The organism is Microbacterium sp. nov. GSS16, from assembly GCF_028198145.1.
Classification (GTDB): domain Bacteria; phylum Actinomycetota; class Actinomycetes; order Actinomycetales; family Microbacteriaceae; genus Microbacterium.
This window is the reverse complement of sequence record NZ_CP116338.1, coordinates 313,771-335,570: the sequence shown is the minus strand read 5'-3', so window position 1 is coordinate 335,570 and position 21,800 is coordinate 313,771. Positions and strand designations below refer to the sequence as shown.

At 69.1% G+C, this 21,800-nt stretch carries 19 protein-coding genes; 9 read left to right on the top strand and 10 right to left on the bottom strand.

Features of this window, described 5'->3' with window-relative positions:
- Positions 1-3 precede the first annotated feature (3 nt).
- Together PGB26_RS01530 and PGB26_RS01525 are read left to right on the top strand one after the other, a co-directional pair.
- Positions 4-888 carry a carbohydrate ABC transporter permease gene (locus PGB26_RS01530; RefSeq protein ID WP_271638546.1) on the top strand — a complete coding sequence of 295 codons (885 nt, stop codon included), beginning with the start codon at positions 4-6 and terminating at the stop codon, positions 886-888.
- Complete coding sequence (locus tag PGB26_RS01525; RefSeq protein WP_271638545.1) at positions 885-1,709, top strand: carbohydrate ABC transporter permease; 825 nt, start codon at positions 885-887, stop codon at positions 1,707-1,709. Before PGB26_RS01530 ends, PGB26_RS01525 begins: the two co-directional genes overlap by 4 nt.
- Positions 1,710-1,730: 21 nt before the next feature.
- Here the strand turns inward: PGB26_RS01525 and PGB26_RS01520 are convergent, their stop codons facing one another.
- The 6 genes from PGB26_RS01520 to aspS form a co-directional block, all read right to left on the bottom strand.
- The gene (locus PGB26_RS01520) at positions 1,731-2,243 is read right to left on the bottom strand and encodes a GNAT family N-acetyltransferase (protein ID WP_271638544.1); all 513 of its coding nucleotides are present in this window, start codon (positions 2,241-2,243) and stop codon (positions 1,731-1,733) included.
- Positions 2,244-2,294: 51 nt separating this feature from the next.
- Complete coding sequence (locus PGB26_RS01515) at positions 2,295-3,386, bottom strand: ABC transporter ATP-binding protein (protein ID WP_271638543.1); 1,092 nt, start codon at positions 3,384-3,386, stop codon at positions 2,295-2,297.
- On the bottom strand, positions 3,383-4,177 hold the full coding sequence (locus tag PGB26_RS01510) for an ABC transporter permease (protein WP_271638542.1): 795 nt from the start codon (positions 4,175-4,177) through the stop codon (positions 3,383-3,385). Before PGB26_RS01510 ends, PGB26_RS01515 begins: the two co-directional genes overlap by 4 nt.
- Positions 4,174-5,118, bottom strand: coding sequence for an ABC transporter permease (locus PGB26_RS01505; protein ID WP_442922996.1), 945 nt, complete (start codon positions 5,116-5,118; stop codon positions 4,174-4,176). Before PGB26_RS01505 ends, PGB26_RS01510 begins: the two co-directional genes overlap by 4 nt.
- Positions 5,097-6,239, bottom strand: a complete 1,143-nt coding sequence (locus PGB26_RS01500; protein WP_271638541.1) for an ABC transporter substrate-binding protein — start codon at positions 6,237-6,239, stop codon at positions 5,097-5,099. Before PGB26_RS01500 ends, PGB26_RS01505 begins: the two co-directional genes overlap by 22 nt.
- Before the next feature lie 214 nt (positions 6,240-6,453).
- Positions 6,454-8,229: an aspartate--tRNA ligase gene (gene aspS / locus PGB26_RS01495; protein WP_271638540.1), complete on the bottom strand. Its 1,776-nt coding sequence runs from the start codon at positions 8,227-8,229 to the stop codon at positions 6,454-6,456.
- 200 nt (positions 8,230-8,429) lie between these two features.
- On the opposite strand from aspS, the gene PGB26_RS01490 reads away from it, so the two are divergent.
- The 5 genes from PGB26_RS01490 to ccsB all read left to right on the top strand — a co-directional run bounded on the left by PGB26_RS01490 (position 8,430) and on the right by ccsB (position 13,283).
- On the top strand, positions 8,430-9,071 hold the full coding sequence (locus PGB26_RS01490) for a histidine phosphatase family protein (protein WP_271638539.1): 642 nt from the start codon (positions 8,430-8,432) through the stop codon (positions 9,069-9,071).
- Positions 9,072-9,200: 129 nt separating this feature from the next.
- On the top strand, positions 9,201-9,821 hold the full coding sequence (locus PGB26_RS01485) for a TlpA family protein disulfide reductase (RefSeq protein WP_271638538.1): 621 nt from the start codon (positions 9,201-9,203) through the stop codon (positions 9,819-9,821).
- Positions 9,818-10,579: a cytochrome c biogenesis CcdA family protein gene (locus PGB26_RS01480; RefSeq protein ID WP_271638537.1), complete on the top strand. Its 762-nt coding sequence runs from the start codon at positions 9,818-9,820 to the stop codon at positions 10,577-10,579. The genes PGB26_RS01485 and PGB26_RS01480 overlap by 4 nt, the downstream gene beginning before the upstream one ends.
- The gene (gene resB / locus PGB26_RS01475; RefSeq protein WP_271638536.1) at positions 10,560-12,284 is read left to right on the top strand and encodes a cytochrome c biogenesis protein ResB; all 1,725 of its coding nucleotides are present in this window, start codon (positions 10,560-10,562) and stop codon (positions 12,282-12,284) included. Before PGB26_RS01480 ends, resB begins: the two co-directional genes overlap by 20 nt.
- A 3-nt stretch (positions 12,285-12,287) precedes the next feature.
- Positions 12,288-13,283, top strand: coding sequence for a c-type cytochrome biogenesis protein CcsB (gene ccsB, locus PGB26_RS01470; protein ID WP_271638535.1), 996 nt, complete (start codon positions 12,288-12,290; stop codon positions 13,281-13,283).
- 505 nt (positions 13,284-13,788) lie between these two features.
- Here ccsB and PGB26_RS01465 read toward each other — a convergent pair.
- Together PGB26_RS01465 and PGB26_RS01460 are read right to left on the bottom strand one after the other, a co-directional pair.
- Positions 13,789-15,813 (bottom strand): YhgE/Pip domain-containing protein, encoded by a 2,025-nt coding sequence (locus PGB26_RS01465; RefSeq protein ID WP_271638534.1) that lies wholly within the window; start codon positions 15,811-15,813, stop codon positions 13,789-13,791.
- Positions 15,810-18,557, bottom strand: a complete 2,748-nt coding sequence (locus PGB26_RS01460; protein WP_271638533.1) for an MMPL family transporter — start codon at positions 18,555-18,557, stop codon at positions 15,810-15,812. The genes PGB26_RS01465 and PGB26_RS01460 overlap by 4 nt, the downstream gene beginning before the upstream one ends.
- Before the next feature lie 104 nt (positions 18,558-18,661).
- Here PGB26_RS01460 and PGB26_RS01455 point away from each other — a divergent pair, with 104 nt between their 5' ends.
- A complete protein-coding gene (locus PGB26_RS01455; RefSeq protein WP_271638532.1) occupies positions 18,662-19,273 on the top strand; it encodes a TetR/AcrR family transcriptional regulator in 612 nt (203 codons plus the stop codon).
- A gap of 73 nt (positions 19,274-19,346) precedes the next feature.
- Here PGB26_RS01455 and PGB26_RS01450 read toward each other — a convergent pair whose 3' ends face one another.
- On the bottom strand, positions 19,347-20,327 hold the full coding sequence (locus PGB26_RS01450) for an o-succinylbenzoate synthase (protein WP_271638531.1): 981 nt from the start codon (positions 20,325-20,327) through the stop codon (positions 19,347-19,349).
- A 7-nt stretch (positions 20,328-20,334) separates the two neighbouring features.
- Entirely contained in the window at positions 20,335-21,387 is a 1,053-nt protein-coding gene (locus PGB26_RS01445; protein ID WP_271638530.1) for a GNAT family N-acetyltransferase, read from the bottom strand.
- A 77-nt stretch (positions 21,388-21,464) separates the two neighbouring features.
- On the opposite strand from PGB26_RS01445, the gene PGB26_RS01440 reads away from it, so the two are divergent.
- Positions 21,465-21,800 (top strand): PadR family transcriptional regulator, encoded by a 336-nt coding sequence (locus tag PGB26_RS01440; protein ID WP_271638529.1) that lies wholly within the window; start codon positions 21,465-21,467, stop codon positions 21,798-21,800.

Below are 21,800 nucleotides of genomic sequence, written 5' to 3'. Positions count from 1 at the left end.
GAGGTGAGTTCACGTTCGACGGGGATCTTCCCGCGCCGACTCAACTGGTTCTACGTGCCGGCGCTCGTGCTGTTCGCCGTGTTCTCGATCTACCCGCTGATCAGCGGCATCAGCCTGTCGCTGACGAACTGGAACGGATACAGCCGCAGCAAGGCGTTCGTGGGCTTCGACAACTACCTGCGCCTGCTCGACGACGAGGTGTTCCGCACAGCGCTGGTCAACACCCTGATCTACGGAGTGGGCAGCACCGTGATCCAGCAGGTGCTGGGTCTGGGCCTCGCCGTCGTGCTCGATCGCGTCGTGCGCGGCGCAGCGTTGCTGCGCGCGGTCATCTACCTGCCGGTGCTGGTCTCGCCCGTGGTGCTCGGCACGATGTACTACCTGATCTTCCGATACAACAACGGCGCCCTGAATGATGTGCGGGCGCTGTTCGGCGCGGAGCAGGTCGCGTGGCTGTCGGATGCCTCATTCGCGATCGCCGCGATCGTCATCGTCAACTCGCTGCAGTTCGTCGGCATCTCGATGGTCATCTACCTGGCCGGTCTGCAGGGCGTGCCGACGGAGTACTACGAGGCGGCGCAGCTCGACGGCGCGACCTGGTGGCAGAGCTTCCGCAGCATCGCCGTGCCGCTGCTGCAGCCGGCCTTCGCGACGAGCATCGTGCTGAACCTGATCGGCGGCCTGAAGCTGTTCGACATCGTGCAGGTGCTCACCGGCGGGGGCCCCGGTCAGTCCACCCACTCGGTGTCGACGCTGATCGGCGAGACGTACTTCTCGAATCAGGCGGCCGGATACTCGGCAGCGATCGGCGTGGTGCTGTTTGTGCTGATCGTAGCGGTCACCTTCGTTCTGAACTCCCTGCTGAATCGGAAGCGGGTCGAGCTGTGAAAGACGCTGCGGCTCCGTCGAAGGCGCTCATCTACATCGGCCTGGCGTTCATCGCCGTGCTGCAGCTGCTGCCGTTCTACTTCGGGCTCACCACGGCGTCCAAACCCAAGACCGATCTGTCGTCGCCGTGGATCTTCCCCGGCGAGATCCACTGGGCCAACTTCGCCACGGCGATGCAGCAGGGCAACATCCTGCAGGCGATCGGCAACAGCGCTCTCGTGACGGCCGTGTCGACACTGCTCGTCTGCGTGCTGGGGGCTCTGACCGCCTACCCCCTCGCGCGGCGGGTCACTCGCGGCAACCGGTTGATCTACGCCTGCATCATCAGCCTGATCATGATCCCGCCGCTGTCGGTGCTCGTGCCGCTCTACACGCTCATGAAAGACCTCGGCGGGCTGAACACCCACTGGGGCATCATCGTGCTGATGGTCACCGGCAACCTGCCCCTCGCGGTGTTCCTGTACACCGCGTTCATGCGCAGCCTGCCCGTGTCGATCGAGGAGGCGGCGACGGTCGACGGGGCTGGTCCGCTGCAGGTGCTGTTCCGGGTCGTGTTCCCCATGCTGCGGCCGGTCACCGCCACCGTCGCGATCCTCGCGGGGGTCGGCATCTGGAACGAGTTCGCGCTGAGCACGTACTTCCTGCGCTCCGACGAGACCCGCACGATCGCCCCGGCCGTCGCCGGGTTCTTCGCGGCGCAGGGCAGCAACCCGGGCGCGGCGGCGGCGGCATCCGTGCTCTCGGTCGTGCCGGTGCTGGTCGCCTACCTGTTCCTGCAGCGCAGCTTCATCAAGGGGATGGTCGCCGGCTCGCTGAAGTGAGCCGGCTCGGAGGCGACGACGTCAGCGCGCCAGGTGGTACTTGAAGCCGACGTGCGAGCCGATGTAGCCGAGGCGTTCGTAGAACCGGTGTGCGTCGGTGCGGGCGGCATCCGAGGTCAGCTGCACCATCGCCGCGCCGAGCGCCGGGGCCGCGTCCTCCGACACCCAGCGCATGAGGGCCGAGCCGATGCCGCCGGAGCGCAGGTCGCTGCGCACCCGCACCGCCTCGACGAGCAGGCGGCGCGCGCCCTGCCTCGCCATGCCGGGGATGGAGGTGAGCTGCAGTGTGCCGACGATCGCTCCGTCGAGGTCGACGATGAGCAGGTCGTTCGAGGGCTCTGCGAGGATCTCGTCGAGAGCGGTCAGATAGGCCGCGCGGTCGTCATCCGATGCCTCGTCCCCGCGGGACGCACTGATGGGGTCGTCGGCGAGCAGCGCGATGATCCCGTCGGCATCATCCCGAGTCGCACGCCGCAGCATCGCGTGCCCGACGCGCGAGTCGACCGGATGGGGAAGGGGAAGGGATGGCAGCATCCGGCCAGTCTTCCAGCATCCGCGCCTCGCCCTGCACGGCGGGCAGCCCGGTCAGGCTTCGGCGCGCACCGCGACGGGTATCGGATCGACAGCGAGGAACACCCGCTCGCCGAACGAGGGGTGCGCGTGCGCATCATGCTGCACGCGCACCAGTTCGCCGCGGTCGGTCCGCACGAGAGTGCGACGGATGCTGCCCAGGAACGTGGTCTCCTCGACGGTGCCGGCGGTCGCGGCATCCGCCTCGCCGGTGAAGCGGAGGTTCTCGGGACGCAGGAGCACATCGACGTCGCCGACAGCAGGCGCGCTCGTCGGAAGCGACCGCCCCCACACCGTGACGGCGTCGCCTGAGGCCACACCCGGGACGACGCTCGAGAGTCCGATGAACGACGCGACATGCGCGGTCGCGGGGCGGCGGTACAGCTCCTCCGGAGTGCCGATCTGGTGGATGCGTCCGGCATCCATCACCACGATCCGGTCGGAGACGGCCAGGGCCTCCTCCTGATCGTGCGTCACGAAGACGGTCGTGATCCCCACGCGCAGCTGGATGCGGCGGATCTCGTCTCGCAGCTGCGCCCGCACCTTGGCGTCCAGCGCCGAGAGCGGCTCGTCGAGCAGCAGCACACGCGGCTCGGTGACGAGAGCCCGGGCGAGCGCGACTCGCTGCTGCTGCCCGCCGGAGAGCTGGTGCGGGAAGCGGTCTGCGAACTCCCCCAGGCCGACCAGGGCGAGGGCGTCGAGCGCCCTGCGCGCGGCGGCAGCCTTGCCCACGCCGCGCCGACGCAGCCCGAATGCGGTGTTGCCGGCGACGTCGAGGTGCGGGAACAGCGAGTATGCCTGGAACACCATGCCGATGTCGCGCTTGTTGGTGGGGACACGCGACACGTCCTGACCGCCCAGCAGCACAGCGCCGGCATCCGCATGCTCCAGACCGGCCAGCACACGCAGGGCGGTGGTCTTGCCGCAGCCCGAGGGCCCGAGCAGCGACACGAATTCGCCGGGCGCGATGTCGAGGTCGACGCCGTGCAGCACCCGATTCGCGCCGTAGCTCTTCTCGATGCCCTGGAACTGCACGCGCGTGCCCTCGCCCGCCTCAGCGAGCAGCAGGTTGTCCGCGGTTGCCGGGAGATGGCTCGGCATGGTCATTGGTCGGCCTTTCGATTGCCGCGCGCAGCGCGGCCGATGATGAGCAGCAGCAGGAAGCAGAACAGCAGTGCGAGCAGCGTGAAGATCGCCGGCGTGTAGGCATCCTGCTTCTGGACGACGATCATCGCGGTCTGGAACACCTGCCGGTTCAGCAGCGACGCGATCGTGAACTCGCCCAGCACGACGGCGATCGAGATGAGGGATGCCGACAGCAGACCTTGACGCAGGTTCGGTGCGAGCACGTTCACGACGACCGTGGGCCAGCTCGCGCCGAGCGAGCGGGCGGCCTCGGAGAGCGTGCGCACGTCGGCCGCGTCGATGGACGCCTGGATCGCGCGGTACGCGAACGGCAGCACGGTGATGCCGTAGGCGAAAGCGAGCGTCCATGTGCCGGTGCCGAGTGTGCGACCGATCTGGAGGTAGATCGGGGAGAGGCCGACGACGAGCACGATCGCGGGGATCGAGATCGGCAGGAGCGACGTGAACTCGAACACCGGCTTCAGTTTCGGCAAGCGAAGATTCACGAGGATCATCGTCGGCGCGACCAGCATGAGCACGATCACCACGGTGACGATCGCGAGGACGAGCGAGTTGCCCAGGCCTGTCCAGATCGGTCTGATCGCAGCCGACGCTGCGGGATCCAGCAGTGCCGCCCATCGCGTGAACGACAGGCCGCCCTCTCGGTCGCGCAGCGTGTACAGGAACGTCGCGATCAGCGGGACCGCGAAGAAGGCGCCGGTCAGGATGCCGATGACCCACCGCGTCGCGCGAGAGGGCGCGATGCGGCTCACGACCGCCACCTCGCCGCGCGTCGCTGGACGAGCGAGTGCAGCCCCATCACGACGCCGACGACGACGATCATGCCGAGCGCGAGCGCTCCGGCGAGGTTATCGCGGCCGAGCAGGGTCTCGCTGGTGAGCGCCGCACGGATCTGCAGCGGGACGACCTGCGAACCCTGGCTGGCGAGCGCCGCGGCGGTCGCGTACGACGAGAAGGCGTTGGCGAACAACAGCAGCAGGCTGGCCAGGAAGGAGGGGGCGAGGACGGGGATGCCGACGCGCAGCCAGAATCCGAGGCGGGTGCCCCCCAGAGTGAGGTTGGCTTCGGCCCACTGCGGCTTCAGTGCTGCGAGGGCCGGCATGAACGTGATCACCATGAGGGGCACCTGGAAGTAGATATAGGGGAGGATGAGGCCGGGGACGTCGTAGAGCCACACGCCGTCCGCGAAGATGTCGACGCCGAAGGCGTCCCTGAGCAGCACCGTGACGACGCCCTGCAGGCCGATCGTCGCGATGAACGCGAAAGCGAGCATGACGCCGCCGAACTGTGCGAGAACGCCGGCCACGGCATCCACCGTCTGGCGCAGAGGGCCGTGGGGGTTCGTCCCCAGCAGGGCATAACAGATCAGAGCGCCCCCCACGGCGCCGATGACGGCGGTCAGCAGCGACAGCGACGCGGAGTTCGCGAACGTGTTCAGGACGACCGGATCGACGAGTGCGGTGACGTTCGTCCAGGTGAAGGCGCCGTCGCCGTCGAAGAAGCCCGATCCGATCGCGAGGATCGTCGGCGCGACCAGGAACAGCACCATGTAGGCGCCGAAGGGGACGAGCCCCAGCCACGCCCAGGACCAGCCCGACCGCCGGGCCGTCTGAGACGACCCGGCGGTGGTGGGGACGGATGCCGTGGCATCCGTCCTCGTGATCAGCAGCGTCACTGAACCGCCACGGCCCACTTCTCGCCGAGCAGCGTGCCGGCATCCGTCGACTGCTTCTCGGTCGGGACGACCGTCTCGGCAGGGGCGTCGGGCAGGGCGGCCGCGAGCTTCGCATCGATCGTGCCCGCTGCGGTCATGGCCTCCATGCGCGCGGGACGGGCACCGCCCTTGAGCCACAGGTTCTGCACCTCGTCGCTGTAGAGGAACTCCTGCCACAGGCGTGCCGCTGCCGGGTGCGGGGCATCCTTGTTGACGGCCTGGTTGTAGTACGAGGCGTAGCCGACGCCGTCGAGCACGACGACCTTCCAGTCGGGGTTGTCCTTGCCGGCAGAAGCGTTGAGGTAGTCCCAGTCGAAGACGACCGGGGTCTCGCCGCTCGTGATGGTGGCGGGAGTCACATCCACCTTGAGGAAGTTGCCCGCCTTCTGCAGCTCGCCGAAGAACTCGATGCCGGGGGTGTAGTCGTCGAGCGTGCCGTCGGACTGCACAGTGGCGAGGCCGACGGCGCCGAAGGCGGAGCCGGCCTGGGTCGGGTCGCCGTTGATCGCGACGGCGCCCGTGAAATCGGCGCCCGTGAGGTCGTCGAGGGAGGTGGGCTCGGGGTACTTCGACGAGTCGTAGCCGATCGACATATATCCGCCGTAGTCGCCGACGAACAGGCCGGTGGGCTCCTTCAGTGCGTCGGGGATCTCGTCGAAGTTCTCGACCTTGTACGGTGCGAAGCTGTCGGTGCTCTGCAGAGCGACGGCGAGTCCGAGGTCGAACACGTCAGGGGCGGTGTCCAGGCCCTTGTTGGTCTCGGCTGCTGTGATCTCCTCGGCGCTGGAAGCATCGGGCGAGGCCTCGTTGATGGTGATCTCGGGGTAGCGCTCGGCGAACAGATCGAGGATCTCCCCGTAGTTGGCCCAGTCGCGGGGTAGGGCGATCACGTTCAGGGCGCCCTCGGCCTTGGCTGCCGCCTCGAGCTCTTCGAGGGTGCCGAAGTCGGCGAGCGACGTCGCGGTCGCGGCGTCGACGGATGAGGCGGCGTCGCTGTCGCTTGCGCTGCTGCTGGCGGCGCAGGAGGTCAGTGCCAGGGCGGCCGTGGCCGCGAGGGCGATGCCGGCGACGAGACGCGCGGGGCGAGTGAGGGTGGTCATCAGGGCTTCCTCTCGGATTTCCTGCGCTGGCGCGCGGGAGTCGGGTTACGAGAGGAAGCTACGGAGCGCGAGTTACCGGGTGGCGCGAGTCGGGTGAACGCGAGGTGTCGTGAGGGCGAATCGGTGAGGGGTCGGCTGTCCGTGCGGTTACGTCGAGACCCCCGGCTGCAGACATCAGCAGCCGAGGGTCTCGACGGTAGGTGGGGCCTCGGTGTCAGGCGTCTTCGGGTTCGAAGTCGACGCCGGCCTCGGCACGCTGCTCGGCCGTGATCGGCGCCGGCGCCTCGGTCAGCGGGTCGAAGCCGCCACCCGACTTCGGGAAGGCGATGACCTCGCGGATCGACTCCGTCTTCGTCAGGTGCTGCATGACGCGGTCCATGCCGAGTGCGATGCCGCCGTGCGGGGGAGCGCCGAACTTGAACGCCTCGAGCAGGAAGCCGAACTTCTCGTCGGCCTGCTCTTCGGTGATGCCCATCACGTTGAACACGCGCTTCTGCACGTCTTCACGGTGGATGCGGATCGATCCGCCGCCGAGCTCGGAGCCGTTGCAGACGATGTCGTACGCATACGCGAGAGCGGAGGCCGGGTCGGTGTCGAATGTGTCGGCGAACTCCGGCTTCGGGCCGGTGAACGCGTGGTGCACGGCAGTCCACGCTCCCGAGCCGACCGCGACATCACCGGATGCCACCGCGTCACCGGCGGGCTCGAACATCGGCGCGTCGACGACCCAGGTGAAGGCGAACACGTTCGGGTCGAGCAGCTCGAGGCGGCGGCCGATCTCGACGCGTGCGGCGCCGAGCAGCGCGCGGCTGGCCTTCGTCTCGCCCGCGGCGAAGAAAGCGCAGTCGCCCGGCTTCGCGCCCACGAGCTCGGCGAGGCCCGCCTGTTCGGTCTCGGAGAGGTTCTTGGCGACGGGGCCGCCGAGCGTGCCGTCCTCGTTGAAGAGCACGTACGCCAGGCCGCGGGCACCGCGCTGCTTGGCCCAGTCCTGCCAGGCATCCAGCGTCTTGCGCGGTTGCGACGCGCCGCCGGGCATCAGCACGGCTCCGACGTACTCCGACTGGAAGACCCGGAACGGCGTGTTCACGAAGTACTCGGTCGCCTCGACGAGCTCGAGACCGAAGCGCAGGTCGGGCTTGTCGGAGCCGTACTTGGCCATCGCGTCGGCGTAGGTCATGCGCGGCAGCGGAGTCTGCACGTCGACGTCGATGGTCTTCCACATCGCGACGATCAGCGACTCCATCATCTCGATGACGTCTTCCTGCTCGACGAACGACATCTCGATGTCGAGCTGGGTGAACTCGGGCTGACGGTCTGCGCGGAAGTCCTCATCGCGGTAGCAGCGCGCGATCTGGAAGTACTTCTCCACACCGCCGACCATCAGCAGCTGCTTGAACAGCTGCGGCGACTGCGGCAGTGCGTACCAGCTGCCCGGGTGCAGGCGGGCCGGCACGAGGAAGTCGCGGGCGCCCTCGGGGGTCGAGCGCGTCAGCGTCGGCGTCTCGACCTCGACGAAGTCGCGACCGTGCAGCTCGTCGCGGATCGCCTTGTAGACGTCGGAGCGCAGGCGCATGGCGGCGGCCGGGTTCGGGCGGCGCAGGTCGAGGTAGCGATGCTTCAGACGCACCTCCTCGCCGATCGGGTCGGACTCGGCCAGGCCGCTCGAGACCTGAAAGGGGAGGGGAGCGGACTCGTTGAGCACGACCACCTCGGCCGCGATCACCTCGATCTCACCGGTCGGCAGATTCGGGTTCTCGTTGCCCTCGGGGCGACGCGACACCTCGCCGGTCACCTGCAGCACGAACTCCGAGCGCAGCGGGTGGGCCACCTCTTCGTCGCGGATGACGACCTGCGCGATGCCCGACGCATCGCGAAGATCGATGAACGCGACGCCTCCGTGATCGCGGCGACGATCGACCCAACCCGAGAGGGTGACGGTCTGACCGATGTGCGAGGCATCGAGTGAGCCTGCCGTGTGTGTGCGAAGCACGGAGATTCCTTCTGATCGGGGAAATACGAACCCGCCCAGTCTACGTGGCGGGTCGCGACGGCCGATTCGTACCGGGCTGGCGCCAGATACCGCGAGACTTCCGTTCCAGCACGAGACCGGATGCATAGAGCGAAGTGTCGTGCTGGAACAGAAGTCTCGCGAAGTGCGATGTCGTGGAACTGCCGCGATACGGTGGGCGGGTGACGGCACGACGACTCCACCTGGTGCGCCATGGCGAAGTGCACAACCCCAAGCGGGTGCTGTACGGCCGCCTCCCCGACTACCACCTGAGCAGGGCAGGGCGCCGGATGGCGCGTGATGCGGCCGAGCACCTGGCATCCACGGGCCGACCGGTGAGCGAACTGCGCTGCTCGCCGCTCGAGCGAACCCAGGAATCGGCCGAGCCGTTCACCGAGCTGTTCGGTCTCGAGGCGACGCACGACGCCCGCATCATCGAACCGGCGAACGTGTTCGAGGGGCAGCGGATGTCGCGCGCCCTGCGCAACCCGTTCAACTGGCGCCACCTGCGCCGGCCTTCGGTGCCCAGCTGGGGTGAGCCGTACACGTCGATCGCGACGCGCATGCGCGCGGCGATGGATGAGTCATGGGATGCCGCCGAGCGGGCAGCCGCGGGGCACGACGGCGACATCGTGTTCGTCTCGCATCAGGCGCCGATCTGGATCACGCACCTGTCGGTGGCCGGCCTCACGCTGCAGCACGACCCGCGCACCCGCCGCTGCGCCCTGTCGAGCATCACCTCGTTCGAGCGGGTCGGCGACGTCTGGCGCGAGGTCGACTACGCCGAGCCGGCGGCCAAGGGCGTCGATCTCGGCGCCGTCTGATTTCCATCTGCGTTCGAATCGCTCGACTGGCAGCTCTCTCGGCTGAGAAGCGGTCCTTCGAGCGATTCGAAAGCCGCCGGGGCAGCTCGGCTCAGAGCGCGCATAGGAACCGCGCGTACGATTCCCAGCGTGTCCGTGCCTGCTCGTTCCCTTCGCGGCGCCTGGCGCATCGGCGCCGCAGCGCTCGCCGCGGCGCTCGCCATCGGTCTGAGCGCGTGCGCGCCCGACCCCATGGTCGAGGCGTACAAGAACGGCGATCAGAAGGCGTACACGACCGCCGACTTCCGGGTCGAGTCGATCCCTGCCGACGAACGCAAGGCGCCCGTCGACTTCGGCGGCGTCACCGAAGACGGCGAGAAGTTCTCGAGTGACGACATCCGCGGCGAGGTCGCCGTCGTCAACTTCTGGTACGCCGGATGCGGACCGTGCCGCATCGAAGCAGAAGACCTCGAGGCCACCTGGCAGAAGCACAAAGACGACGGCGTGCAGTTCATCGGCGTGAACATCTACGACCAGGCCGACACCGCGAAGGCGTTCGCGAAGACCTACGGCGTGACCTACCCGAGCCTGATGGACGCCACCACGGGCGATGCCAAGCTCGCCTTCGCCCGCGTGACGCCTATTCAGGCGCCGCCGACCACCCTCGTGCTCGACCGGCAGGGGCAGGTCGCCGCCCGCATCATCGGACCGATCGATGGCACCTCGATCCTGTCGACGCTCATCAAGGACGCCCTCGAGGAGAAGGTGTGACCCCGGATGCCGTGATCGGAGCCGGCGCGCTCTGGATCGCCATTCCGCTCGCCCTGCTCGCCGGGCTCGTGTCGTTCCTGTCGCCGTGCATCCTGCCGCTCGTACCGGGCTACCTCGGGTTCCTCGGGGGAGCGGCGGGCGCTACGGCGCCCTCGGCACAGGTCGCCGCTCCCGCCTCCCAGCGCCGGCGGATGCTGCTCGGCGTCCTCCTGTTCATCGCCGGGTTCACGGTGGTGTTCGTCGCCTACACGGTGATCGGCGGCGCGGCATCCGTCTTCTTCCTCGAATGGGGCGACCTCATCACCCGCATCCTGGGCGGCGTGGTCGTGCTGATGGGCCTGGTCTTCCTCGGGCTGTTCGGCTTCGCGCAGCGGCAGTACAAGATGCAGGTCGACTCGACGGCCGGCCTCATCGGCGCGCCGCTGCTCGGCTTCACCCTCGCGATCGGCTGGGCGCCGTGCACGGGACCGACGCTCGGCGCCATCATCAGCGTCGGCTGGACGCTGGGCGACCCGTGGCGCGCCGGACTGCTCGGCGTCGCGTACTCGCTCGGCCTCGGCATCCCGTTCCTGCTCGTCGCGCTCGGCTTCGGCTGGGCGACCAGCGCGACCGCCTTCATGCGTCGCCACATCCGCACCGTCAATATCGTCGGCGGCGCGCTGCTGATCGTGCTCGGTGTGCTGATGGTCACCGGCGTATGGACCCAGATCATGTCTCGACTCACGGCGGTGATGAGCAGTGTCATCCTCCCCCTCTGATAACTCAGGGCTCGATGAGGGCGCGGCAGCGGCATCCGATCCGCTCCGCCCCTCCGATCACATCGACTCCGCTCCCGTCGACGACAACGAGATCAACCAGCCCAAGCTGGGCGTCGTCGGCTGGCTGCGTTGGGGCTGGCGTCAGCTGACGTCGATGCGCGTCGCGCTGGTGCTGCTGCTCATCCTCGCCATCGCCGCGATCCCCGGATCGGTGTTCCCGCAGCGCACAGCCGACCCCAACGGTGTCGTGCAGTACAAGCAGAACAACCCCGACATCTTCCCGGTGCTCGACGCGATGCGGATGTTCGACGTGTACTCGTCGCCGTGGTTCTCGGCCATCTACCTGCTGCTGTTCATCTCGCTGATCGGCTGCATCATCCCGCGCATCAAGCACCACGCCAAGGCGCTGCGCGCGCTGCCGCCGCGCACCCCGGCGCGGCTAGGGCGGCTCGAGCACCACCGCTCGGTGACGCGCGAGAACGGCGACCCGGCCGCCGCGATCGACGTCGCCGAGAAGCAGCTGAAATCGCTCGGCTATCGCGTCGCCCGCTACGACCGGGGTCGCACCTGGTCTGTGTCGGCCGAGCGCGGCTACTGGCGCGAGACGGGCAACCTGCTCTTCCACATCGCCCTCGTCGGAGTGCTCGTCACGGTGGGCATCGGCGGCGGCTTCGCGTACACCGGCCAGCGCGTGGTCATCGAGGGCGCCAGCTACGTCAACACCCTGATCGACTACAACTCGATCAACCGAGGGCGTTTCGTCGCCGACGACTCCTTCCAGCCCTACGCGCTGACCCTCGACTCGTTCGACGTCACCTACGAGGACTTCGGCACCCCCGGCGCCGGCCAGGCGGGCAACTTCGCCGCCAACCTCTCGGTGCGTAACGTAGACGGCTCGACGAGCAAGGGAACCGTGCGGGTCAACCACCCGCTGCACGTCGGCGGCGACAGCATCTACCTGCTCGGCAACGGCTACGCGCCGACCATCACGGTGCGCAACGCCGAAGGCGAGAAGGTGTTCAGCGGGCCGGTGGAGTTCCTGCCGCAGGACAGCGCCATGACCTCGCTCGGCGTGGTCAAGATCACCGACGGCATGCCCGAGCAGCTCGGCATGATCGGCTTCCTCTATCCGACACCCTTGAAGATGAAGAGCGGCGCGTACACGTCGGTGCACGGTGCGCTGAATCTCCCGCTGCTGACGCTCGACGTGTACCAGGGCGACCTGGGCGTCGACGGCGGCAAGCCGGTGTCGGTGTTCGAACTCGACACCGACGGTCTCGAGAAGCTCAACGGGCGCACCACCGATACGAAGTCGATCGAGCTGCAGCCCGGCGAGACGGCCGACCTGCCCGACGGGCTCGGCACGGTCACGTTCGAGAACGTGTCGCCGGAGGGCGCGAACGACACCCTGCAGTCGGTCAAGCGCTACGTCTCGCTGCAGATCCACCACGACGCCTCCGCTCCGTGGGTGCTGGCGTTCGCGCTGCTCGCCCTCGGCGGTCTGGGGCTCGCCCTCTTCGTGCCGCGCCGGCGCATGTGGGTGAAGGCCACCGCCGCTGATGACGGCATCCACCTCGAGTACGCCGCCCTCGCCCGCGGCGACGATCCGACCCTCGCCGCCGCCGTGGACGACCTCGTCCGCGGACACGAGCGGCTTCTCGAAGCGGCCGCGCCAGAGAGCTCGACCCCCGCGAAGGGAGCATGACCCATGCCCGACCTCGATTCGATTTCGATCCTCACGCTGTGGACGGCCATCGCCGTCTACGCCGGCTCGTTCGTCGCCTACGCGTTCGACCTCGCCCGACGCTCGTCGGCGACGACCGCCGAGGTCGAGGCGCCGGTGCTGGTCGCGGCGGGGGGAGCGGATGCCCGTGGCGCCGGCTCACCGGCATCCGGAGCCGCCGCAGGCAAGCGGGGGAAGGGCGGGAGCGGCAAGCCGCGCTACATCTTCGCCCGCATCGGCACGGCGCTGGCCATCCTGGGGTGGCTGTTCCATCTCACCTCGACGCTGACCCGCGGCTTCGCCGCCGGCCGCGTGCCGTGGGCGAACCTGTACGAGTTCGCGATGGTCGGCACGCTGCTGATCATGGCCGTGTACCTGGTGGTGCTCACCCGCATCGATCTGCGCTACCTGGGCACGTTCATCTCGGGCCTCGTGGTCGTGCTGCTCGGCGCCGCCGCGGCGAACTTCTACGTCTCGGTCACGCCGCTGGTCGACCCGCTGAAGTCGGTGTGGCTCGTGATCCACGTCTTCGTGGCGTCGCTGTCGACCGCGCTGTTCGCCCTGGCGTTCGCGCTTTCGGTCATGCAGCTGATGCAGTCGCGGCGCGAGCGTCGCATCGCCGAGGGGGTCGAAAACGCCGGCCCGGGCTTCCTGCGCACGCTGCCGAACACGGTGCGCCTCGAGAACATGGCCTACCACTTCACCGTCGTCGGCTTCATCTTCTGGACCTTCACCCTGATCGCCGGCTCGATCTGGGCGCAGGACGCCTGGGGCCGCTACTGGGGCTTCGACGTGAAGGAGACCTGGACCTTCATCATCTGGGTGCTCTACGCCGGGTACATCCACGCCCGCGCGACGCGCGGCTGGCGCGGCAACCCCTCGGCATGGCTGTCGATCACCGGCTTCACCGCCGTCATCTTCAACTTCGCCATCGTGAACGTCTTCTTCAAGGGACTGCACGCGTACTCCGGCCTGAGCTGAGCCTCGCTGCATTTCAGCCTCTAGCTCTCAGCGCCCGCGCGGAGGAAGGCCAACACGCGGAGGTCGGAGTTCACTCCGCTGATTCGTCCTACCTGGGCTTGTTCGTCCTACCTCGGCTTGTTCGCCTACCTCGGCTGAGTGGCCCGGACGTGGTGATGGATGCCTGGGGCCCGCGCCTGATTCGCGACACGGCTCGTGTCCGGCGCCCGCGCCCGCGCGGAGGTAGGCCAACTCGCGGAGGTCGGAGTTCACTCCGCTGATTCGTCCTACCTCGGCTTGTTCGCCTACCTCGGCGCGCTCGACTGTCTCGTGTTGCGCCTACCTCGGCTCGTTCGCCTACTTTCGGGCGGCGCTGTTCGCAGCGCGAGCGCTCTTCCGCCGAGCCCGCTCTCCGACAGCGCCACGCACACGTCGGAGAACAGACGAGGGTAGGACGCGGATCGCCTGATCCGTCCTACCCTTGTCTGTTCGCCTGCGTCCGATGAGCCGGCCGCAGCACCCGATGCTATGCCGCGGCCAGCACCGCCTTGGCAGAGGCCGTGCGCCGGGTGGCCACGGCCACGGTCGCGGCCACCAGAGACAGCACGGCCCACACGACCAGCCCGGCGAAGGCCGCTCCACTCGGCTCGATCAGCCCGCTCAGCGCCGGCGCCGTCGGCATCGCGGCTCCGAGACCGGCGAGCCAGTCGGGCACCGTCGAGATCAGGCTGGTCGCGAACGCCAGCACACCGACCAGGGCGCTGATCCATCGGCCGATGCCGCCGAGCACGGCGACGAGCGCCTGGTTGATCGCCGCGAACGCGATGCCGGCGCTGATCGCGAAACCGGCGAAGCCCCACCATGTCGCCGCGTCGTATTCGACGACGAGCTGCACGACCAGTGCGAGCACCAGGCCCTGGGCCGCGCCGATCGCCGCGGCGGGCCAGAAGCCGCGCAGCACCATGCCCGCCGACGAGCGTCGTGAAGTGAGGGCGCTGCCGGGAACCGCCCGCAGCGCGATGAACGTCGCCAGTGCCCCGAACCACAGCACGACGGCCGACAGCAGCGGGATCGTCGCGGGCCCGAAGAAGTCGTTCGAGTTGGAGTTAGAGGTGACCGGGTCGGCGATCACCGACGCGAGCGAGGTCGACTGCTCGTCGTCGAACGACGGCAGCGAGGTCGAGGCGGTGCGCAGACCCTCGGCGAGATCGCCGGTGCCGGATGCCAGTTCGTCGAGCCCGTTCGAGAGCTCACCCGCACCGTCACCGAGCGCGGAGATGCCGTCTCCCAGCTGCGAGGCGCCGGAGGCGAGGCCCGATGCTCCGGTGCTGATGCCGTCAGCACCGGCCGAGAGGCTACGAGCTCCGTCTGCAGACTGCGCGACGCCGGCTGCCAACTGTCCCAGTCCTGCGCCTAGCTGCGAGGCCACGTCCCCCGCAGCGCGAAGCTGACCGGGCACCGCTGCTACGCCGCGAGCGACTCCACCCGTGTATGCCTGGCTCTCCAAGGCAGGTTGCACAGCTGCGCCAAGGTTGGATGCGGCTCCGCCGAGCTCATCACAGAACTGTCGCGAGGCGCCGGCGGCGATGCATTGCGCTGACAAAGCGCCAATCTCTCCGGCGCTGCTACGCACGATACCCGCGGTCTGCTGGGCCCTATCGGATGCCGCGGCCGCGCTCGACACGAGGCTTGGCGTCTCCCCCTGCGGGTCAGTCAGTGCCGTGGCGCCAGCAGTCAGACCTTGCCCGAGCGTCGTGGCGCCGTTTGCTGCTTCGCGAGCCTTCCCCGCGATGGTGTCCAGCCCAGTTCCAAGCTGCGTTGCCCCGCTGGAGAGCTGACCCGCGCCTCCAGCCAGCTCACCCGCGCCGTCCGCGAGCTTGTTCGCCCCGTCGGCCAGCTGCGTCGCACCGCCTGGGATCTCCGCCGCACCGTCGGCCGCCGAACGTGCACCGTCGGCGAGCTGATCGGCGCCGTCGGCGGCGTCGCCGATCTGGTCGCCGATGGTCTTGAAGCCGATCAGCACGTTGCCGACCGTCGCCTCGCTCAGCATCGTTCCGAGGGTAGATGCGGCCACCGAGGCGATCTGCTGGCTGATCAGCCCGTCGGCCACCCGCCCGTCGGGCGGGGTGGTGACGCTGATCTCCGCCTGTTCGGCAGATCCCTCGCCCTCCTGCAAAGCGACGCCCGCCGAGGTCGCGTCCTTCGAGAACGACTTCGGGATCGTCACGACCGCCTGGTACCGGCCGTCGGCCATGCCCTCGGCGGCGTCGTCCTCGTTCGAGATGACCCAGGTGAGGTTCGAATCGAGTTCGTCCGAGCCCTCCACGAGGCCAGCTGCGAGCTGGCGGCCGAGCGGGGTGTACTGCCCGTCGATAGTGACCGGCTTGTCGAGGTTGACGACCGCGGCCGTCATCTCCTCGAGGCGGTCGGTCGGGTTGTGCAGTGCCGCGACGAGGATCCCGCCGATCATCGCGGGCAGCAGCAGTACACCGATCAGGGTCAGCCAGGTGATCGGCCGCCGCGAGCGTGCGCGTTCGATGGGGAGGGTCATGCGTTCACCTCGGTCGAGTCGGAGGTCGGGAGGGCAGCGCTCTCGCGCAGGTCGGTGACGGATGCCTGGGCCCGGCCGGCATCCACGAGCAGGCGCTGCGCGGCATCCGGGTCGGTCGTGGTGAAGACGACCGCGAGGTCGCCTGCGTCGCGAAGCCGCGCGACGAGCTGGTCGCGATCGGATGCTGGGATGCGCTCGACTCCGTCGAGGATCACCAGTCCGGTCCGCCCGCGCAACGCTTCGCCGAGCTGGGCGCCGATGTCCGGCTCATCGAGCAGGGCCACGCCGACGTGCGCGCGCACCCACGCCGAGCGGCCAGGCAGCAGGTGATCCGTGACGCGCAGCTTCCCGGCATCCGGTTTCACCCGCCCCGCCAGCACGAGAGCCAGCGTCCGCAGTGCGCGAGGGGACGCGCCGGTGACGACCAGCGATGCGCCGGGCGCGAGCCGCAGGTGCGCGCCGTGGATCCCGGCACCGTCGACGACGAGATCGTCGGCGGCCAGGATGCTGTCGTCGCCCGGCCATGCGTCCAGCGCGCGCTCGCGCTCGACCGCCTCGCCCTCGATGTCGACGTGCGGGAGGATGCGCTGCATCCACCGCGGGATGCTCCACGCGCGGTCGCCGAGGATCGCCATCACGGCAGGGATCAGCGTCATGCGCACGAGGAAGGCATCGATCGCGATGCCCGCGGCGAGCCCCAGGGCGATCGGCTTGAGCGACGAGTCGCCTTCGGGCACGAACGCGACGAAGACGGCGAACATGATGAGCGCTGCGGCGGTGACGACGCGGGCGGTGCCGGCGAATCCGGAGCGGACGGCCTCGATCGCGGCGGCTCTGGGACCCTGAGCCTGTCGAAGGGCGCCGGAGTGCACGAAGTCCTCGCGCATCCGCGAGACGAGGAACACCTGGTAGTCCATCGCCAGACCGAACAGCACGCCCATCAGCACGATCGGCATGAAGCTGATGATCGGGCCGGTTCGCGCCACGTGCAGGGCGTCGGCGAACCAGCCCCACTCGAACACGGCGGCGACGACCCCGAAGGCGGCGACGATCGAGAGCAGGTAGCCGATCGCGGCGGTGACCGGCACCCAGATCGAGCGGAACACGACGGCGAGCAGGATCAGCGAGAGGCCGATCACGAACACGCCGAACGGCAGCAGCGCCGCGCCGAGCTGGTCGGAGATGTCGATCGCGACGGCGGTGAAACCGGTGACCTTCAGATCGATCCCGTACTCGTCGAGCCATTCGTCGTGGTGCGAGCGCAGCTCGCGCACCAGGTCGCTGGTCGCCGGGTCGTCTGGTGCCGTCTTCGGGATGATCTGCACGATGCCGGTGTCGGCCATCTCGTTCGGCGTCGCGAGCGCGACCTCGCGCACACCCGGGAGCTTCTCGACCTCGTCGCCGAGATCCTGCATGAGGGTCAGCGGGTCGGTGGAGGTGACGATCGTGCCGGTGAGGATCAGCGGGCCGTTGAAGCCGGGGCCGAACTCCTCGGCGGTGAGGTCGTAGCTGACCCGTGCCTCGGAACCCTTGGGCAGCACGCCCGCGTTGGGAAGGGCGAGATTGAGGCTGAGGGCCGGGATCGCCACGATGCCGAGGCCGACGATGACCGCGGTGGCGACGACGATGGGGCGCTTCGTGATGGCGTCGACCCAACGGCGAGAGAAGGCGGGCCGGGGCGGGGCATCCTTCTTCTGGCGCGCCTGGCGCGCGCGACGCGGGCGTCCCGCGACGCGACCCTTCAGGAAGCCGAGCATCGCAGGGGTGAGGGTGACCGAGATCGCGACGGCGATCGCGACGGCGACCGAGGCGGCGATGCCCATCGTCGTCAGGAACGGGATGCCCGCGAAGCCGAGCCCGATCAGGGCGATCAGCACCGTGACGCCGGCGAACACGACGGCGGAGCCGGCCGTGCCGACCGCGCGCGCCGCCGACTCCTCGGGTGCCATGCCGTCGCGCACCTGGTCCTGATGGCGCGCGACGATGAACAGCGCGTAGTCGATGCCGACCGCGAGACCGAGCATGAGGGCGAGCAAGGGGGTGGTCGACGAGACGGTCGCGAACGCAGTCGCCGCGAAGATGCCGGCCATCGAGATGCCGACGCCGAGCACGGCCGTCAGCAGCGGGAGCCCTGCGACGACGAACGAGCGGAAGGTGACGATCAGCACGAGCAGCGCGATGAGCAGACCGATCGCCTCGGTGATCGTCACGGTGGGGATCGACGACGCGAACAGGTCGCCGCCGAGAGCCGTCTGCGACCCGTCGGGCAGCGCCGCGGCCAGGTCGTCGACCTGCTGCTGCAGGTCGTCTTTCACACTGTCGGGCACGTCGGTGGACTGCCCGTCGAACTGCAGGCGCACGATGGCCGCGGTCTTCTCGGTGTTGACCATGCCCGAGATGTTCTCGTCGTAGGGCGAGGTCACGGCGAGCACGCCGTCGATGCGCTCGAGATCGCGGACGGTGCTCTCGATGCCGTCGCGGTACGCCGAATCGGTCACGTCATCGCCGTCGGCGGCGACGACGATGAACTGCGCGTTCGTGCCGCTCACCTGGGGGAAGGTGCGCTGCAGCTGCTCGAGTCCGGCCTGAGATTCGGTGCCGGGGATGGAGAATGTGTTGTCGGTTCCCGCGCCGAGCCCCAGGGCGCCGCCGCCGGCGACTCCGAGCACGATCAGCCAGGCGACGAGCACGCGCCAGGGGTGGCGGAACGACCAGCGGCCGAGCGAGGAGAGAAGGGTGGACACGCGGCCTCCGCGGAATCTCGATACACAGATGTATTGAATACGTAGATGTATCGTAAGGGCATCGGGGTGCCGGATGCTGTGCACCCGATGTGAAGGAGGAGCCGATGTCGACGACGCGCAGCCGTGAGAACACTCGCGCGCGCCTGCTCGAGGCGGCTGCGCAGGTGTTCGCCGAAGTGGGTCTGGAGGGCGCCACCGTCGAGGCCGTCTGCGAGCGGGCCGGATTCACCCGCGGCGCGTTCTACTCGAACTTCGAGTCGAAGGACGCCCTGTTCCTCGAGCTCGCCGCATCGGTCGGCGAAGCGCGCCTGCAGGCCGTCCGCGAGCGTGTCTCGGCTCTCGTCGGCCAGAACGCCATCGACGACTGCGACCCGGCCGACCTCGTGCAGCAGATCATGGACTCCGGCGCCGACGACCGGGTCGGCGTGATGATGATGAGCGAGATCCGCATCCGCGCACTGCGAGACCCGTCGTTCGGCGCGGCCTACCTCGCGCAGGAGAACGAGATGATGCAGAGCATCGTCGCGATCATCCAGGAGATCGTCGACTCGGGGCAGATCGCCCTGCGCATCGACGCAGAGGAGGCTGCCCGGCTGCTGATGATCGTGTGGGAGGGCATGAGCGTGCGCGCCGCCATGAACGGCGACGACTCCGACCGACTGCGCCGCACGGGCAGCGAGGCTCTCGGCCGAATGGTCGAGCTGATCCGGCTTTAGACGCCGGCCCCGCGCGCCGGCCCTATTCGCCTGCTCCGGTCGCTTGCTCTGCCGCCGGTCCTGGTCGATGGCCTCAGCGTCGGGCGTCCAGCAGCGCGTGGCAGCGCTCGAGACGCGCCAGCCACCAGTCGCGCCGCTCGGCCGGCGCCTCCAGGCGCGACAGCGCACCGGCATCCGGAATCACCCGCGCCGCCGACACCGACCCGCCCACCGGGCGGGCATCGGCGACGTCGTCGGTGAAGAGCGAGGCGGTGCCTAGCCCGCAGTCGAACTCGAGAGAGGGGAGGGACGCCGCGAGCGCCGCCCCCTGCGACAGCCCCACCGCGGTGTCGAGCGCGCTCGAGACGACCGCCGGCAGCCCTGCCTGCGCGACGATGTCGAGCGCTCGCCGGATGCCGCCGAGCGGCTGCGCTTTGATGACGACGAGGTCCGCGGCGCCGGCGCGGGCGACCGCCAGCGGATCATCGGCCTTGCGGATGCTCTCGTCGGCGGCGATCGGGATGCTCATGTGCTTCACCCGACGGCGCAGCTCCGCGAGCTCGTCGACCGATGCGCAGGGCTGCTCGGCGTATTCCAGATCGAACTCGGCGAGAGCGTGGATGGCGTGCTCGGCCTCGTCGACGTTCCAGCCCGCGTTCGCGTCGACGCGGATCCGCCCTTCCGGCCCCATCTGCGCGCGAACGGCGCGCACACGGGCGATGTCGTCGGCCAGCACCTCGCCGCGCTCGGCCACCTTGACCTTGGCGGTGCGGCATCCGTCGAATCGCGCGAGAACCTCCGGCACTCGCGCCGCGTCGACGGCCGGAACGGTGGCGTTGACGGGGATGCGCTCGCGCAGCGCGGCGGGTTGCTCGTGCCAGGCGAAGTCGATCGCCGCAGCGAGCCAGGTGGCGGCCTCGGCGTCGGCGTACTCGACGAACGGCGAGAACTCCGCCCAGCCCTGCGGCCCCTCGAACAGCAGCGCCTCGCGCACGTCGACGCCGCGGAAGCGCGTGTTCATCGGCAGGGCGACCACGCGGGCGGTCGCGAGCAGGTCGGCGAGGGGCGGCGTCATGCGTCCATCATGCCCGCGCACCCGGCCTCGGCGCGCGAGGTCGATCGGCCTTCTTCTGCAGCTCGCCGAGGCGCCCGGTGGGCCGGAAGCCGAGGCGGGTGTTGACCGCGAGCATGTGCGCATTCGACGCGGCGTTGTAGGTGTAGATGCGCGGCGTCTCGGGGGAGTGACGCTGCAGCATTCGCAGGTTCTCGAGCTTCACGCGCAGGCCGAGGCGGTGGCCGCGGTCCTCGCGGCGCACGAGAGTTCCCCACTGGTACGCGTTGCCGTCGTCACCGGAGACGACGAGCTGCGTGTACGCGGCGACCCGGCCGTCGGACGTCAGAGCCACCGTTCCGAACGATGTGCGGCCCTGCAGGGCCTGCATCTGCTCGTCGGCGCGGTAGTCGGCGACGTCGGCTGACGCGGCCTCGATGTCGAGCTCGCCGGTCGGCGCCTCGGTGTCGAGAACGGCGTCGAGAGCCGCCCACTCGGCGACGATCTCGTCGGGCACTGGACCTACCCAGCTGCGGATCGCGTACCCCTCGGCGGGTGCCTCGGCGAGCAGCTCGTCGATGATCGCGTCATCGACCGGCAGCTCGAGGCGGTTCTGCAGGTCGCTGAGGGCGAGCGTGTATCCGTGCCGTCGCGCGAATTCGATCCCCGGCTGCCCGGCGCCGTCGTCGGGCGCGGATGCCGGCCACGCCGTCTCGGCGCGCAGGATCGTGCGATCGGCGGTAGCCGCCTCGGCCTCGATGTGCGCGAGCAGGGCGGAGCCGACACCCCGTCGGCGATGGGCGAGCGGCACGGTCACGCCGACGGCGGCGGAGCGCAGGTTGTCTTTCAAACTGAGGGCGAGCGATCCGCCGCCCACGACCGCGCCGTCGAGCACGGCGACGTAGGTGCGACGCTCGGTGTTCTCGGAGCGCTGCTGCATCTCGGCGCGACTCTCTTCGAGCGTCCAGATCAGCGCGTTCTCGCCCATGTCGGCGCGCTTGGCCTCGGCATAAGCCTGCCACCACTGGTTGTGCTCGACGGTGTCGAACGGATCGACGCGGCGGATCTGCACCGGTGGGCTCATCGCCCCAGACTACGGCGGCGTCGAGACCATCAATGTGTCGTTGACAATGGTGTGCGTCACACAATATAGTGACTCACATGAGCGACAGCGAGTTCGACGTCCACCTGCAGGAGCTGCGGCGAGGCACCATCGTGCTCGCCAGCCTGCAGCTGCTGCGCACCCCGGGTTACGGGTACGGCCTGCTGGAGCAGCTGGCGTCCGCCGGCTTCCCCACCGATGCCAACACGCTCTACCCGCTGCTGCGCCGACTCGAGAAGCAGGGCTATCTCGACAGCGAGTGGAACACAGACGAGGCGAGGCCCCGCAAGTTCTACCGCACCTCCGAGGCGGGCGTCCGCCTCGCGACCGCACTGACTCAGGAGGTCGCGGCAATCGCCGCCGCGACCGCCGCGCTCCGCGACGAGGAGAACTGA

Excerpts from the sequence above, each read along its gene's own strand:
- PGB26_RS01445 (WP_271638530.1), bottom strand. The coding sequence starts at position 21,387 with ATGAGCCCACCGGTGCAGATCCGCCGCGTCGATCCGTTCGACACCGTC.
- PGB26_RS01440 (WP_271638529.1), top strand. The coding sequence starts at position 21,465 with ATGAGCGACAGCGAGTTCGACGTCCACCTGCAGGAGCTGCGGCGAGGC.
- PGB26_RS01520 (WP_271638544.1), bottom strand. The coding sequence starts at position 2,243 with ATGCTGCCATCCCTTCCCCTTCCCCATCCGGTCGACTCGCGCGTCGGG.
- PGB26_RS01500 (WP_271638541.1), bottom strand. The coding sequence starts at position 6,239 with ATGACCACCCTCACTCGCCCCGCGCGTCTCGTCGCCGGCATCGCCCTC.
- PGB26_RS01465 (WP_271638534.1), bottom strand. The coding sequence starts at position 15,813 with ATGACCCTCCCCATCGAACGCGCACGCTCGCGGCGGCCGATCACCTGG.
- ccsB (WP_271638535.1), top strand. The coding sequence starts at position 12,288 with ATGCCCGACCTCGATTCGATTTCGATCCTCACGCTGTGGACGGCCATC.
- PGB26_RS01515 (WP_271638543.1), bottom strand. The coding sequence starts at position 3,386 with ATGACCATGCCGAGCCATCTCCCGGCAACCGCGGACAACCTGCTGCTC.
- PGB26_RS01450 (WP_271638531.1), bottom strand. The coding sequence starts at position 20,327 with ATGACGCCGCCCCTCGCCGACCTGCTCGCGACCGCCCGCGTGGTCGCC.
- PGB26_RS01455 (WP_271638532.1), top strand. The coding sequence starts at position 18,662 with ATGTCGACGACGCGCAGCCGTGAGAACACTCGCGCGCGCCTGCTCGAG.